Origin of the sequence: Streptomyces sp. MMG1533, assembly GCF_001279775.1 — a bacterium.
In the GTDB taxonomy this organism is placed as follows: Bacteria; Actinomycetota; Actinomycetes; order Streptomycetales; family Streptomycetaceae; genus Streptomyces.
Map to the genome: position 1 here is coordinate 122,036 of NZ_LGDG01000134.1, position 13,082 is coordinate 135,117.

The following is a 13,082-nucleotide window of genomic DNA, read 5'->3' on the forward strand; positions in this document are numbered from 1 at the left end:
AGTGGTTTCTGGGGCCTTTTTGGAGCCGTTTGGGAGCCGTCTGCTCGCGGTCGGCTTCAGCGTCCTCGCGGGCTGAGCGCCGTACCCGACTCCGGACAGCGGTACAGGTCTCTGCATCGGACCTTGGCCTCGATTGACTGCAGCTCGCATGGGCTCGACTGAGGGAGAACGGGACCGCCCCAGGACGCGGGCGAAGCGGCGGGCACGGCCGGATACCGGTGGCCCGTATGCCGCCGGAGGGTGTTACTCGTGTGGCCCGGCGAAGCGGTCGAGCAGTGCGTCCAACCCGGCGGCCAGGCCCTCCGGGCCGCCGCGTTCGGCGAGGGTGGGGGTGCTCTCGCGCAGCCTGGGCAGGTCCTGGGCGGGAAGGCGATGCAGGCCGAACCGGAATGCGGGGTCCGGTTCATCGGGGTTGTCCACCATGGCGCGCAGTTCCACCGACATGTACCCGAGCACCCAGGCGGTGAAGGCGCGGAGGACTGTGGCGCTTTGGGCCTCGTCCAGGCCTGCGTCCCGGAGCAGGGTGAGCACCCGTTCGTGATCCCTGAGGACGGGCAGCGGCCTGCGGGCCAGCGGGACCGCCATCATGCGGGTGGACAGCAGCGGAGCCACCTGGGCGTGGTCGAGGCAGACCTGGTACGTGGCCAGGGCGATGCGTTGCAGCTCGGCTCGCTGCTCGAAGTCACCGGCGGCAGGCTCCGCGGCCGGTGCCGCGGTCGGGACGGGCGCCTGGTCGAGACGGTCCTCCAATTGCAGGTAGAGGGCCTCGACCAGCCCGTCCACCAGAGCTTCCTTGCCGGGCGCGTAGCGGTAAAGGCTCATGGCCTCCACGCCTAGATCGGCTCCCAGCCGACGCATGCTCAGTGCGGAGAGGCCTTCGCGATCCACCAGTTCCAAAGCGGCGGCCAGGACACGCTCACGGCTGAGTCTCGCGGGACGCCCGCGGTCGCCGGATCGATCCGGGCCGGCGGCTGATTCGTTCGCCATTCGCCTGCCTCCTCAAGGCTCGACGCGGCGCCGGAGCCGACGGCACCCAATGATCATTTCTCCAACTCGCCCCATACGACGAGCCGGTGGATGTATGTGCCGTTCCAAGCGCGGTCCGTACAGGTGGTGAGCGTGATCCGAGCCTTGTCCGGCTTGACGCCCGGCCTGTTGGGAACGGGAAGCACGACGCCGACGTCGGAGGGCTTGACGACCTCGGCCCGGGTGACCCGGTATGTGTATGTCTTACGGTGCCGATAGACCTTGATTTCGTCGCCCTTTGTCAGGCCCTGCAGCCGATGAAACGGCTGTCCCCACCCCGTACGGTGACCGGCAATCGCAAAGTTGCCGATTTCGCCCGGCATGGCCGTCCCCGGAAAGTGCCCGGGGCCCTTCTCAAGAGCACTCCGAGACACGCCCTCAACGATCACGGGGTCATAGTCCGAGCCGAATCGAGGAATCCTCAGCGTCGCGAGTGCGCCGCCTTCGCGAGGGACCTCGACCGACGTCTGGATCTTCGCCTTGATCTCTTTGTGCAGTGTCTGCTGGGCGGCTCTGTACTGATTGTCCGAATGCCGGGTCTGGAGAATCATGAAACCCCCCAGGAGCAAACCGACGAGTATCAGGCCGATACCCAGAAGTTGACTTGCCCTTTTCATGTCCGACCCCGGTCAGGCGTCGTCCTTGATCCTTCGGGGAAACAGCCGCAGAACAGCGAATCCCGCCGAGATCAGAACGAACACCACGATCCAGAACCAGACGCTGCCCGGGCCGCCGGTGAGGGGCAGTACCCCTGCCGCGCTGGTTCCGCCCACTGTGGTCCCTGCGCCTGCGTAGTTAACCATGATTGTCTCCTCTGTCTGTTCGGTCTCTTTCCAGGGACCGCTTGGAATTACCAGTTTCGCTCTCGTTGAAGAGCTGTATCGACGAGCGCACGGAGGTGCACTCCCTGCAGAAACAGGTCGTAGAACCATTCCGGTATGACCAGCATCGAGGCAATCGACACACGCCAGCCCCTGGATTTTGCGGTGATCGCCCGCTCAATCGCGTAGAAACCGGTGAAGACAATCCAGAACGGAGCAATTTTCAGGCCAGATCCAGCAGCGAGAAACCACAGGACCGAACCGATGTATGCGGTCGACACGGATACCCCGAGGAAAGCCACGACCTGCCTGACCCAACCTTCTGCGGTGTAACGAGTCACGCCGTAGCCGATCAGATTCTCGAGCGCTCCGCGCTTCCAGCGAAGCCGCTGCTTCGCAAGGGCTCGCCATGTTTCCATGACTTCAGTACTCATGGTCGCGCGGGCCGGAGCGACTATGCGGAATGCGAGATGCTTCAGAGCGAGCGTGAGCTCGTTGTCCTCGGTCAGTGCCTTCGTGTCGTACACTCCGTCGGCCGGTGGCAGAAGACCGGATTCCCGGGCGGCGAGTACACCTTTCAGAGCGCCGGCCTTGAAAAGGCAGGCCGTGCCCGTCAGGCAAAGTACCTTGCCGTTCTTTCGAGCCGTGTCCCGGGAGTACCGGGCGAACTCATTGCGTTGGAAGACGCCACAGAGCCTGCCACCCGAACGACCCCGGAAGTTCCCGCCCACGGCGCCGTAGCCCTGCCCCAACTTCCGGGTGGTCACCTCGATGAAGTGAGGATCCAGATAGGTGTCGGCGTCCTGGATGAGGATTGCGTCGTCGTCTGCCATGTTCGGCAGCAATCTGCCCAGCGCTCCGTTGAGATTGCCGGCCTTCTTGTGCTTGTTGCCGACCGAATGCCAGACTTCGGCACCCGCCTCTCGGGCGATTCGCTCCAGTTCTTCGGTTCGACCGCTGTCCTGGTGCGGATCCAGCGTCACGATGACGCGGTCCGCGGGACGTGTCTGCATCCGCAGCGCATCGAGGACGCGGGGCAGAGAGCCCGCCTCCTTGTAGGCGGGAACGAGCGCCGTCACCCTCGGGACTCCCGGCTCCGGTTGCCTGCAAAGGGGGCTCGGGAAGGGTCGGTTGCAACTCGTCGCCATGTCGATCACCACGTCATCCGTGCGGCTGGAGGGCTGTCTTCTCGTCGCCCTATCTGTGTTGCGCTCGTAAGTTTACGATGTATCCATACATATGACACTTAGAGTGTAATGTCAAGGTTTGGCCGCTTCGCCGCTCGGGTGTCGATCAAGTCCCACCCGCCGATCGGCTTGGGCACCGCGGCCGCCGCCACCTCCGCCCAGACCGTCTTGCCCACGGGATCGCGAGGCGTCGAGCCCCAGCGCACGGCCAGGAAGTCCACCAGGAGCAGGCCGCGGCCCGACTCGCCGTCGGGGTGTGAGGAGGGTGGGGCGGCGGGTGGCCGTTTCGCGGCGGCCGCGTCGGCCACCTCGATCCGGATCAGGCCCGATGCCTCGTCGAGGCAGAGCCGGAGGCGGAAGTCGTGCCCCGGTACGCGGCCGTGCTGTACGGCGTTCGCGGCGAGTTCGCCGACGACAAGGGCGACCGTGCACGATGCATCCGACGCCGGCGGGTACCCCCACTCCTCCATGCGCCGCACTGCGAGGCGTCGGGCGAGCCGCGCACCTCGGGTCGACGAGGTGAACTGCGCTGTGAGTGTGGGGTGTTCGGTGGCCTCGCCGTCGAGCTCGACGGGTTCCGGCACAGGGGTTTCGGCGGTCCTTCGGGGTCCGTCGCCCGCGGTGGTCGTTCCTGTCTGCACAGCCTGTCCGTCCTTGCCGGTCGAGCCCTGGGACATCTCGCGACGTACACGAGTCGTCACGTTCCGTACTCAAGAATCGTCAGGCGGCCCTACGCTCGGAAGGTGACTCAGCCTTACCTTTTGGTTCGTAAGGAACGGAAGTGACGCCTTGGCCAACGGAATTGACCCCAATACGTCGATGGCGGCGCTGTTCGGCTCGCGGGTGCGCAGACTTCGTACGGCGGCCGGACTGACCCAAGCGGAACTCGGCGCGAAGACACATGTGGTGAGCACCCGGATCACACAGATCGAGCGAGCCTCCGGGGCGAAACCGACGCTGGAACTGGCGCGGGCGCTCGATGCCGTCCTGGGCGCGGACGATCTGCTGGTCGAGCTGTGGCCGTACGTGTATCGGGAGTCGTTCCCCGACTGGTCGCGGGCATTTATCGCCCACTCGGAACGTGCGGTGTCCATCCGCGAGTACGCGGCACATGTGGTGCCTGGTCTGTTGCAGACCAAGGAGTACGCGCGAGCCGTTCTGAGCGTCGGCCTGACACTCAGCGGTGACGAGCAGTTGGACGAACGCCTCACGGCCCGCATGACACGGCAGGAACGGCTCGGTTCACCCGACCGACCGGAGCTGTGCGTGGTACTCGACGAGGCGGTCCTCAGGCGTCCGATCGGCGGGCGTGATGTGATGCGTGCGCAGTTGGAACTGCTGCTCGTAGTGGCGGCGGAGCACCCCATCACCGTGCAGGTGCTGCCGTTCGACCAGGGCGAGCACGACGCGATGGGCGGTTCACTGACGGTTCTGACGCTGCCGGACGGCTCAGAGGTCGCCTATACGGAGGGCGCGCACTACGGCCAACTCATCGAGGATCCGGGCGAGGTCAGGCGCTTCGCGCTGACCTACGATCGGCTACGGGCGGAAGCCCTGCCCCCGCTCATGTCGCTCGACATGATCCGATCCGTGATGGAGGGCTACAACCGTGGAGCGAATGTCCCGTCCCGATCCCAGCGCCGCCGTGTGGCGCAAGAGCAGCTACAGCAATCAGGAGGGCGGCAACTGCGTCGAGGTGGCCGACGGGTTCCCCGGCGTCGTCCCCGTCCGTGACAGCAAGGTCCCGCACGGTTCCGCTCTGACCTTCGAAGCCGGTTCCTGGGCAGCGTTCATAGGTGAGTTGAAGGCCGGTCAGCACGGCCTCTGAGCCGGGTGCACGGGCGGCCGGTGTCAGGCGGTGAGTGCGGTGCGCAACTCGTCGGCCATCAGCTCGATGGCCTCCTTTCCGCTGGGCACCGGGCCGGTGTGGGTGAAGTAGTGGTCGACGCCCTCGAAGACGCGGTGGGTGACCGGGACGCCCGCGGCGTCCAGGGCCTTGGCGTAGGCGTCGCCCTCGTCGCGCAGGCGGTCGTTCTCGGCGGTGATGACCAGGGCGGGCGGCAGTCCGGCGAGGTCCTCGGCCAGGCCGGGCGAGACAAGGGGGTCGGTGCGGTCGGCAGCGTCGGGGAGGTATGCGGCGGTGAAGACCCGCATGAGGTGGGGGGTGAGCAGCGGCTTGGCGATGGGGGAGAACTTGTCGGCCGGGTCGGCGAGCTGGTCGAGCGGTGCGGAGTCGAGGATCTGGAGCCGGGGCGTGAAGGTGCCGCGGTCTCGTGCGAGGCGGCAGACCGCGGCGGTCAGGTTGGCACCGGCGCTGTGTCCGCCCACGGCGAGTCGCGCGCCGTCCCAGTTGTTGGCGGGGCCGTTCTCGGCGACCCAGGCGGTGACGTCGTATGCCTGGGTGACGGGTGCGGGGAACTGTCGCTGCGGGGCGACGGCGTAGTCCACGTTGATCACGACGCAGCCTGCCGTGGCGGCTATGTAGCGGCAGATGTGGTCGTCCTGCTCGGGGCGGGCGACGATGAAGCCGCCTCCGTGGAAGTTCAGGTACACGGGGGCAGGAGTGCCGGTTGTGGCCGGCGGGCGGTAGACGGTGCAGGCCACCGGTCCGGCGCCGGTCTCCACCCGAAGGGATTCGGTGTGCTTCGGGATGTCGGTGAAGCGCAGGTCCTTGTGTACGCGAGCCATCATGCCGCCGAGCAGCAGCTGGATCCCTCTGGCCTGGATTCTGGGGCTCAACGGCATGGTCTTCTCCGCCCATCGCTGCAACTCTAAACTAACAGGATTCCTGATGATGGACGCTCGTCGCGCGTCGCGCAATAGCGGGCGCGCTGCGCAGCCCTCGCCGCGCCGCCTGGGCCGTGATGGCGCCCAGGGGGCCAACCCCCGGAATGGGTGCCCGGCCGCTCCCCCCGCGGCAGTACGCTGGCCCTACGGCCCGCCCGTGCCCCCGGCCCTCTCCGTGCAGTTCCGTTCGCGCAACAGAGGCCCTGCGCAAGGCGACAGCTGAAACGATGACAGAGGAGATGGGGCACATGGGCCCGCATCCCGACCTGTTTGACGAGTGCCGTGTGGTCCGGGCCGGCGGTGAGCTGGATCTGACGACCACGCCGGCCTTTGCGCGGGAGCTGGAGGACGCCCGGCATGGCACCGGGCGGCTGTTCCTCATAGTCGATCTGCGTGGTGTGACCTTCATGGACGGCAGTGTCCTGGAGCCGCTGCGCGCGGCTTGGGAGGACTGCCGGGAGCGACTCGGGTGGGTGCGTGTCGTTCACGTCCGGCCCGGGCCGGGGCTCGTGTTCCGGGCCGGTGGTGTGCTGGAGCGGTTCCCGCGGTACGCGAGTGCCCAGGACGCCTGGAAGGGCTTACCCGCGAAGGACGTACCCGCAGAGGGCACGGCGCCGGGCCGGGCCACGTAATGTACGGCGGGAGCCGGGTGACGGATCGTGCCCAAGCGTCACCCCGGCCGCCGCGGGACGGAGACCGGTGATCAGCGACGGCATGGCCGACGTGCTGCGGTCGCTGCGCCTGGGCGGCGCCGGCGACCCGGCGCGGGCGTGTGCGCGGGCGCTGGGGGCCGAGGGCGTCGCGCTGTCGCTGCTGATCGGCGACGAGCGGACGGCCGAGCCGCTGTGGTGCCACCCCGAGCTGAGCGCGCGGTTCGAGGAACTCCAGTTCACGCTGGGTGAGGGTCCGGGGCCGGACGCGGCCCGTGCCGGTTCGCCCGTCGTGGAGCCGGACCTGGACCGGGTGCGCCCCGAGCGGTGGCCCGCGCTACTGCCGGCGGCGCGCGAGATGGGCGTACACGGTGTGTGCTGCTTCCCTCTGGGCATCGGCGCCATCCGGGTCGGCGTACTGACCGTGCTGTACGACGGGGACCGGCGGATGAGTGTGCAGCAGTACGTGGATGCCACCGCTCTGGCGGCCGCGCTGACCGGTGCTTTCCTGAACGCGGACCAACGTGCGATCCGGAACGGGGTCGAGGACGGTGCCCGGCTCGGCATGTTTCTGGAGCGGCCGTCGGGGCTGCTCCGCGCCGTCGTGCACCAGGCCACGGGAATGGTCAGCGTCCAGCTGGGTGTGTCCATGGAGGAGGCCCTCCTGCGGCTTCGGGGCCACGCCTACGGCAGTGAGCGCCTCCTCGGGGAGGTAGCGGAGGACGTGGTCGCCCGCAGGCTCCGCTTCAACGACGACTTCGACAACGGCTTCAACAACGGCCTCGACGACGGCTTCGACGACGACAAGAGCGGGCCGTATTCGCCCGACGGTGGAAAGGGATGATCGGCATGGCCCGCGAACGACGTCTGGCCGAGATCTTCGTGGAGGTCGCGGACTCCCTCGTCGAGGACTTCGACGTCATCGACCTGCTGCACCGGCTGTCCACGCGCTGCGTGGAACTGCTCGACGTGTCGGCGGCCGGGATCCTGCTCGCGGACGCGCACGGCGAACTGCAGATCATCGCCGCCTCGGACGAACACACCCGCCTGCTGGAACTGTTCGCGCTCCAGCACGACCAGGGGCCGTGCGTCGAGTGCTACCGCACCGGCGCCGCCCGGACCAACATCGACCTGACGCGCGCGGAGGGGACCGCCGGCTGGGCGCGCTTCGCCGCGCAGGCTCGCGAGACGGGGTACGTGTCCACGCACGCCATACCGCTGCGCCTGCGCAACCGGGTCGTCGGCGCGCTCAACCTCTTCCAGACCACTCGGCAGCGCCTCGGCGACGACGACATCGCGCTCGCCCAGGCGCTCGCCGACGTGGCCACCATCGCGATCCTGCAGCAGCGCACGCTGGAGCAGTCGCACGTCGAGAACAGCCAGTTGGAAAACGCGCTGACCAGCCGCGTTCTCGTCGAGCAGGTCAAGGGCGTACTGGCGGAGCGCTGGAACACCTCCGTCGACGACGCCTTCGCCGCGTTCCGGGCGTACGCGCGCGCCCGTCATCTGCGCCTGTCGGACCTCGCCCTGCGGATCATCTCGGGCGACTTCGACACCGCGAGCATCCCGGCACCGGCACGGTCGGGGGATCACGACGGCTGAGCGTCCAGGAGCGGTCCGTTCGGCCTCTTCGGGGAGTAGCGTGAAGTCATCGGGAGTATTTCGCGCACCGGCCCCGATGCCGGTGTCGTTCCCGGTGAGCAACGGCACCGGGCAACTGCTCACCCGCAAGGGCCCGGAGACAGGTTCGCGCGATGTCCGCGACCACCGACCGTCCCCCGCTACAGCTCGTGCCCTTCAGGGCCCCGACCGCGCGCCTCGCGCTGAAACCCGCGAGCCCTTCCGGAGGGGCCGCCGAGCTGGACGGCGCCTGGTGGCCTCGTTCACGTGACCTGCCGAGCGAACTCTCCTCTCTGGCAGACGTGCTGGATCCGCTGTGGGGACGGATCACGCGTATCGCCGTCAACCCGAGGTACTGGCCGATCATCCCGCCCAAGGTCTTCGTCAACGGGCATGTGGTGAAGATCGGTTGGTTCACCTCGGAGCTGGATCCGCACAAGATCCTGCTGATGTCCTACACCGCGGGCCGCTGGGACCTCCTGGTGATCCCCCCGGAGACCGGCGCTCCCTCGGCCGCCCGGCTGATGGCCGCCGCGAGCACGAGCACCGGCCCGCCGATGACCGCGACCGCACTCATGGCGGCGGAACCGGCCGACGACACCTCCGTGTCGCAGGAGACGTGCAGGACGTACGAGCCCTACGGCAATCACAACGCGTACGAGGCGTACGGGGCACACGAGGCGTACGGGGTCACCACCGGTCGGCCCCCTCGGCTGGTCATGGTGATGTGACCAGCCGACCGGATCTGGCTTGACCGGATCAGGCTTGACCGGATCAGGCCCGGTCGGATCGCACCCGACCGGATCAGGCCCGACCGCCCACCGCGGTTGCCATCAGCCGTTCGGCGGCCTCCGAGGTCGTATTCGGAGGTACGACCATCAGGTCCCAGCGTCCCCGGCCCGGGGCGAGGAGGACGACGGTGTGCGGGGCGGATGCCGTCAGGGCCCTGTGCAGGGCTACGACCTGGTTGGAGACGAGTATCCGGCCGGGCGTCGCGGGCCACTGCGCCCCGTTGACCGTGACGCTGGTGATGTGGCCCCACTCGCGCGGCAACCCGGCGATCAGCCGCGGGAGTTCGGCGAGGAGGTCGTACGAACGGGGCCACCACGCCCCGTCGATGGGCCGGGGCAGAACGCCGTGGGGGGCCAGGCGCAGGCGTAGCAGGGGGTGGGAAGGAAGCGGGGGCTGCAGTGCGGTGGTCATGAAGACTCCTGGCGACTGGCGACTGGCGACGGGCGACGGGCGACTGGCGTGCGGGCGTGCGGCAGTGGACGGCCGGGTGGTGATCAGGCTCGGCGGGTGGCGACCCGGTCCGGGGTCGGCCAGCGCACGTCGTTCACCCAGCCGAGGCGTTCGAGGAGGCGGATGACGGCGGCCGACGGGTCGATCTGGCCGCGGTCCACACCGTGGCGGGCGCTCGTGGGGTCGGCGTGGTGGAGGTTGTGCCAGCTCTCGCCGAACGAGATCAGGGCCAACGGCCAGAGGTTGGTGGCCCGGTCGTGGCGCCGGGTGCGGAACGGGCGCTCGCCGATCATGTGGCAGAGGGAGTTCACGCTCCAGGTGACGTGGTGGAGCAGCGCGATGCGGACAAGTCCCGCCCACAGCAGGGCGGTCACGCCGTACACCCAGGTGCCGCCGATGGCCCAGCCCGCCGCGAAGGGCAGGGCGAGTGTGAGGACGCACAGCGCCGGGAAGGCGCGGGCCACGGCACGGATGTCGCGGTCGGCAAGGAGGTCGGGGGCGTAACGCTCAGGCGGCGTACGGTCGTTGCGGAACAGCCAGCCGACGTGCGCGTGCAGCAGTCCGCGCAACTGGCCGCGCAGATGAGTGCCGTAGCGGTACGGGGAGTGCGGGTCTCCGGGCCGGTCGGTGAAGGCGTGATGGCGGCGGTGGGTGGCGACCCAGCCGATCACGTCGCCCTGGAAGCTCATCGACCCGGCCACCGCGAGTGCGATGCGTACGGGGCGGACGGCACGGTAGCTGCCGTGGGTGAGGCCGCGGTGGAAGCCGACCGTGACGCCGAGGCCGGTGACGACGTAGAGGACGAGGGCGAGGGCGATGTCGGCGGGGTGGATGAGGCTTCCCCACAGCAGCCGGCCGGCGAGGCCGAGTGCCACGAAGGGGAGCACGACGATCACCGCTGTCACCATGATGTACAGCCGATCCCCGCCTTCGCGCGCGGGTGCCGGGCCGTCCGGCGGGAAGGGGGACATCCCGTCGTAACCCGGGGTTGGCGCGGCGGTGTCAGCGGGAATCGCCGTCGTGGATGTACTGGACCTGGGCGGCATGCGGGACTCCTCGGCCTGGCCTGGTTGCGGATGGCGCGGCCGGGGTCACGGGCTGCCCCTGTAAGGAAGGGTGGAGTGCTGGGAAACGGGCGGGCTGGTTCGTACGAAGAGCCCTCGCCCCGTCCACCGTACTCCCGCGTTGCGTAATAACGGCCTCCGGCGCGGGAGCCCGCGTTGACACGGGCCGACGCCGGACGTTGACTGGCGACACGGCGCAGAGCCATGCCGCTCCGGAACACCCGGCACCACACAAAGGAAAGCGGCACACATGATGTACGACCAGACACGCGCCCAGCAGCCCGCGGACCAGCCCCGGGGCGTCAGCGGACGCCGCGCCACCGGGCCGGAACCGCTGGTCCCGTCGGACGAACGGGAGCAGATCGCCACACGTCTCGGACATGCCGTCAACGCCTTCGCCGACACCCCGCGTCAGGCGCTGGAAGAGGCCGAGGGCGCCTTCGACGAAGCCACCGCCCAGCTCGTGAACGCCCTCGCCGAACTGCGGCGGGCGCTCCGCGAGGGCTGGCAGGACCGGGACCCCGAAGCGGAGTCCACCGAGCTGCGCCTCGCGCTGCGGCAGTACCGGGAACTCACCCAACGGCTGCTGCGTCTCTGAGGCCCCTCGAGCGGGTGGTGTTCCGGGCACGACGGCCTGCCGCGTGGGACGATCGGCCCCGTGGGCGATGAGTTCGACACGCGAGGAGATCGCATTGCGGTGGATGTGAGCCTTGGTGCGTGACCTGGTGCTCGGCGTCGACGCCGGGCACACCGTGACCAAGGCCGTGCTGTTCGACGCCGTCGGCCGGCCGGTGGCGCGGGGCAGCGGCTCGCTGCCGCTGAACACCCCTCGTGCCCACTGGGTCGAGCGGGACATGGACGACGTGTGGCGGACGGCGCACCAGGCGATCGGCGCCTGTCTCGCCGAGGCGGGCCCGGACGCGGGACGCGCCGTCGCCGCGGTGGGGCTGGCCGGGCACGGCGACGGACTGTACGCCGTCGACGAGCGGGGTCGGCCGGTACGGGCCGCGATCGTGGCGATGGACACGCGCGCCGAACCGGTACTGGAGGAGTGGCGGGGCACTCCGATCTGGTCCCGTGCCCTGGAGTTGTCGGGGACGGTGCCCTTCCCGGGTTCCCCTGCCGCCCTGCTGGCCTGGCTCGCCCGCCACGAGCCGGGGGTGCTTCAGCAGGCGCGCTGGCTGTTGTCCTGCAAGGACTGGCTGCGCCTGCGGATGACGGGCGCGGTGGCCACCGATCCGACGGACGCCAGTGCCTCGTTCACCGACATGCGGCGGGGCGGCTACTCGCCGGAGTTGCTCGACCTGTACGGCCTCGGCGCGCTCGCCGACAGGCTGCCGCCCGTCCTGGCCTGCGACGCGGTGAGCGGAACCGTCACCCGCGAGGCCGCGGCGCTCACCGGGCTCACCGCGGGCATCCCCGTCGTCACGGGCGCCCATGACGTCGACGCCGCCGCGCTCGGGATCGGTGGCTCGACGCCGGGCGAACTGTGCCTGATCGCCGGGTCGTTCAGCATCAATCAGGTGGTCGGCGAGCGTCCCGTCGTCGATCCGCGCTGGCAGGTCCGGCACTTCGTCCGGCCGGGGCAGTGGATGACCATGTCCACCTCCCCCGCATCGGTGGCGAACCTGGAGTGGTTCCTGCGGGTGACGGGCCTGCCGGCCGAGCAACGGGACGGCGTTCACGAGGTGCTCGGCCGCGAGGTCGAGGCACACCTGGACGGTCCGTCGCAGGTGTTGTTCCACCCGTTCGTGTACGGCTCTCCGCACCTCGGGCCCACGTCCGGCACGTTCCTCGGTCTGCGCGGCTGGCACGGCCGCGGCCATCTGCTGCGGGCCCTGATGGAAGGCGTCGTCCTCAACCACCGCTGGCACGTCGACGCGCTCTGCTCGAAGCTGCGGATCACGGGGGCGGCCCGGCTGACCGGCGGCGCCGCGCGCAGCGAGGTGTGGAGCCAGATGTTCGCCGACGCTCTGCGGCGACCGGTCGTGGTGACCGAGGTGGCGGAAAGTGCCGCCCGGGGGGCCGCCCTGCTCGCCGCCACCGCCGTCGGCCTGCTCGACGACGCGACGGACCCGCGTGCCGGTGCCGCCGTGCTCCGACGCCACGAACCCGACCCCGACCGGGCCGCCGTACTCGACGAGGCGTACGAGGTGTACCTGGAGGCGCTGGAGGCGCTCGGGCCGGTCTGGGCCCGCCTGAACGCGCCGGAGGCCTGAGGCCCGACCGGCGGATCATGCCCGGCGAGGCGGGGCCCGGCGCTCCCACCTGCGTCGACGATGCGCTGCGGAGATCCGTCAGTGCCTCCCTGCCAGTCCCCCGCCGGTCCCCGCCGTGCCCTCCGCCGCCTCCCTCCAAGATGACTTAGCGATAACTTCTGGGAAGTTTTCTCGCAAGATGTGTTAACAACGGCGCAGTGTCCTGCTAATAATTCCGCCATCGAAACGCGCCCGACTCCCCAAGGACGCATCCCGCACGAGAGGTCCCCCGTCATGCGAACGACCAGACACGTCCTCATAGCCGGTGCCGCCGCCACCGCCCTTCTCGCCACCGCCTGCTCCGGAGCGGGGGACGGCGGGTCCTCGAGCGGTGGCAAGAGCATCAACGTGCTGATGGTCGGCAATCCGCAGATGGAGGACATCGCGAAGCTGACCAAGGACAACTTCACCAAGGACACCGGGATCA

Annotated in this window: 16 protein-coding genes and 1 pseudogene; 9 read left to right on the plus strand and 8 right to left on the minus strand. The window is 69.3% G+C overall.

Features of this window, described 5'->3' with window-relative positions; genetic code table 11:
- Nucleotides 1-243: 243 nt before the first annotated feature.
- The 5 genes from ADK57_RS15935 to ADK57_RS15950 form a co-directional block, all read right to left on the minus strand.
- Nucleotides 244-987 carry a TetR/AcrR family transcriptional regulator gene (locus ADK57_RS15935; protein ID WP_053750112.1) on the minus strand — a complete coding sequence of 248 codons (744 nt, stop codon included), beginning with the start codon at nucleotides 985-987 and terminating at the stop codon, nucleotides 244-246.
- 53 nt (nucleotides 988-1,040) lie between these two features.
- Complete coding sequence (locus ADK57_RS15940) at nucleotides 1,041-1,643, minus strand: class E sortase (RefSeq protein ID WP_053750113.1); 603 nt, start codon at nucleotides 1,641-1,643, stop codon at nucleotides 1,041-1,043.
- 12 nt (nucleotides 1,644-1,655) lie between these two features.
- Nucleotides 1,656-1,829, minus strand: coding sequence for a hypothetical protein (locus tag ADK57_RS49925; RefSeq protein WP_159050070.1), 174 nt, complete (start codon nucleotides 1,827-1,829; stop codon nucleotides 1,656-1,658).
- A 47-nt stretch (nucleotides 1,830-1,876) separates the two neighbouring features.
- Nucleotides 1,877-2,926, minus strand: coding sequence for a glycosyltransferase (locus ADK57_RS15945; RefSeq protein ID WP_063785958.1), 1,050 nt, complete (start codon nucleotides 2,924-2,926; stop codon nucleotides 1,877-1,879).
- Between the two features lie 167 nt (nucleotides 2,927-3,093).
- Nucleotides 3,094-3,711 carry an ATP-binding protein gene (locus ADK57_RS15950; protein ID WP_199830592.1) on the minus strand — a complete coding sequence of 206 codons (618 nt, stop codon included), beginning with the start codon at nucleotides 3,709-3,711 and terminating at the stop codon, nucleotides 3,094-3,096.
- A 142-nt stretch (nucleotides 3,712-3,853) separates the two neighbouring features.
- Between ADK57_RS15950 and ADK57_RS15955 the strand changes: the two genes are divergently transcribed.
- Both ADK57_RS15955 and ADK57_RS51185 read left to right on the plus strand, forming a co-directional pair.
- Nucleotides 3,854-4,768: a helix-turn-helix domain-containing protein gene (locus ADK57_RS15955; protein ID WP_053750114.1), complete on the plus strand. Its 915-nt coding sequence runs from the start codon at nucleotides 3,854-3,856 to the stop codon at nucleotides 4,766-4,768.
- Entirely contained in the window at nucleotides 4,680-4,862 is a 183-nt protein-coding gene (locus tag ADK57_RS51185) for a DUF397 domain-containing protein (protein ID WP_078973151.1), read from the plus strand. Before ADK57_RS15955 ends, ADK57_RS51185 begins: the two co-directional genes overlap by 89 nt.
- 23 nt (nucleotides 4,863-4,885) lie before the next feature.
- Here the strand turns inward: ADK57_RS51185 and ADK57_RS15960 are convergent, their stop codons facing one another.
- Entirely contained in the window at nucleotides 4,886-5,779 is an 894-nt protein-coding gene (locus tag ADK57_RS15960) for an alpha/beta hydrolase (RefSeq protein WP_053750115.1), read from the minus strand.
- A 290-nt stretch (nucleotides 5,780-6,069) separates the two neighbouring features.
- Here ADK57_RS15960 and ADK57_RS15965 point away from each other — a divergent pair, with 290 nt between their 5' ends.
- From ADK57_RS15965 to ADK57_RS49035, 4 genes are all read left to right on the plus strand, one after another.
- Nucleotides 6,070-6,453: an STAS domain-containing protein gene (locus ADK57_RS15965; RefSeq protein WP_053750141.1), complete on the plus strand. Its 384-nt coding sequence runs from the start codon at nucleotides 6,070-6,072 to the stop codon at nucleotides 6,451-6,453.
- Between the two features lie 67 nt (nucleotides 6,454-6,520).
- Complete coding sequence (locus ADK57_RS15970; RefSeq protein ID WP_053750116.1) at nucleotides 6,521-7,315, plus strand: ANTAR domain-containing protein; 795 nt, start codon at nucleotides 6,521-6,523, stop codon at nucleotides 7,313-7,315.
- A complete protein-coding gene (locus tag ADK57_RS15975) occupies nucleotides 7,312-8,073 on the plus strand; it encodes a GAF domain-containing protein (protein ID WP_078973152.1) in 762 nt (253 codons plus the stop codon). Before ADK57_RS15970 ends, ADK57_RS15975 begins: the two co-directional genes overlap by 4 nt.
- Before the next feature lie 152 nt (nucleotides 8,074-8,225).
- Entirely contained in the window at nucleotides 8,226-8,822 is a 597-nt protein-coding gene (locus ADK57_RS49035; RefSeq protein ID WP_053750117.1) for a DUF5994 family protein, read from the plus strand.
- A gap of 73 nt (nucleotides 8,823-8,895) precedes the next feature.
- Here ADK57_RS49035 and ADK57_RS15985 read toward each other — a convergent pair whose 3' ends face one another.
- Nucleotides 8,896-9,294 carry a DUF5994 family protein gene (locus ADK57_RS15985; RefSeq protein WP_053750118.1) on the minus strand — a complete coding sequence of 133 codons (399 nt, stop codon included), beginning with the start codon at nucleotides 9,292-9,294 and terminating at the stop codon, nucleotides 8,896-8,898.
- A gap of 83 nt (nucleotides 9,295-9,377) precedes the next feature.
- Nucleotides 9,378-10,379 carry an acyl-CoA desaturase gene (locus tag ADK57_RS15990; protein WP_053750119.1) on the minus strand — a complete coding sequence of 334 codons (1,002 nt, stop codon included), beginning with the start codon at nucleotides 10,377-10,379 and terminating at the stop codon, nucleotides 9,378-9,380.
- Nucleotides 10,380-10,647: 268 nt separating this feature from the next.
- Between ADK57_RS15990 and ADK57_RS15995 the strand changes: the two genes are divergently transcribed.
- From ADK57_RS15995 to ADK57_RS16005, 3 genes and pseudogenes are all read left to right on the plus strand, one after another.
- The gene (locus ADK57_RS15995) at nucleotides 10,648-10,995 is read left to right on the plus strand and encodes a hypothetical protein (protein WP_053750120.1); all 348 of its coding nucleotides are present in this window, start codon (nucleotides 10,648-10,650) and stop codon (nucleotides 10,993-10,995) included.
- Between the two features lie 115 nt (nucleotides 10,996-11,110).
- Nucleotides 11,111-12,616 (plus strand): FGGY-family carbohydrate kinase, encoded by a 1,506-nt coding sequence (locus ADK57_RS16000; protein WP_234390218.1) that lies wholly within the window; start codon nucleotides 11,111-11,113, stop codon nucleotides 12,614-12,616.
- Between the two features lie 273 nt (nucleotides 12,617-12,889).
- A pseudogene (locus ADK57_RS16005) lies at nucleotides 12,890-13,082 on the plus strand (sugar ABC transporter substrate-binding protein); the annotation flags it as partial.

Bases quoted from the DNA above. Each gene is read 5' to 3' on its own strand.
- ADK57_RS15935 (WP_053750112.1), bottom strand. From the start codon at position 987: ATGGCGAACGAATCAGCCGCCGGCCCGGATCGATCCGGCGACCGCGGG.
- ADK57_RS15940 (WP_053750113.1), bottom strand. From the start codon at position 1,643: ATGAAAAGGGCAAGTCAACTTCTGGGTATCGGCCTGATACTCGTCGGT.
- ADK57_RS49925 (WP_159050070.1), bottom strand. From the start codon at position 1,829: ATGGTTAACTACGCAGGCGCAGGGACCACAGTGGGCGGAACCAGCGCG.
- ADK57_RS15950 (WP_199830592.1), bottom strand. From the start codon at position 3,711: ATGTCCCAGGGCTCGACCGGCAAGGACGGACAGGCTGTGCAGACAGGA.
- ADK57_RS15955 (WP_053750114.1), top strand. From the start codon at position 3,854: ATGGCGGCGCTGTTCGGCTCGCGGGTGCGCAGACTTCGTACGGCGGCC.
- ADK57_RS15960 (WP_053750115.1), bottom strand. From the start codon at position 5,779: ATGCCGTTGAGCCCCAGAATCCAGGCCAGAGGGATCCAGCTGCTGCTC.
- ADK57_RS15965 (WP_053750141.1), top strand. From the start codon at position 6,070: ATGGGCCCGCATCCCGACCTGTTTGACGAGTGCCGTGTGGTCCGGGCC.
- ADK57_RS15975 (WP_078973152.1), top strand. From the start codon at position 7,312: ATGATCGGCATGGCCCGCGAACGACGTCTGGCCGAGATCTTCGTGGAG.
- ADK57_RS49035 (WP_053750117.1), top strand. From the start codon at position 8,226: ATGTCCGCGACCACCGACCGTCCCCCGCTACAGCTCGTGCCCTTCAGG.
- ADK57_RS15985 (WP_053750118.1), bottom strand. From the start codon at position 9,294: ATGACCACCGCACTGCAGCCCCCGCTTCCTTCCCACCCCCTGCTACGC.
- ADK57_RS15990 (WP_053750119.1), bottom strand. From the start codon at position 10,379: ATGCCGCCCAGGTCCAGTACATCCACGACGGCGATTCCCGCTGACACC.
- ADK57_RS15995 (WP_053750120.1), top strand. From the start codon at position 10,648: ATGATGTACGACCAGACACGCGCCCAGCAGCCCGCGGACCAGCCCCGG.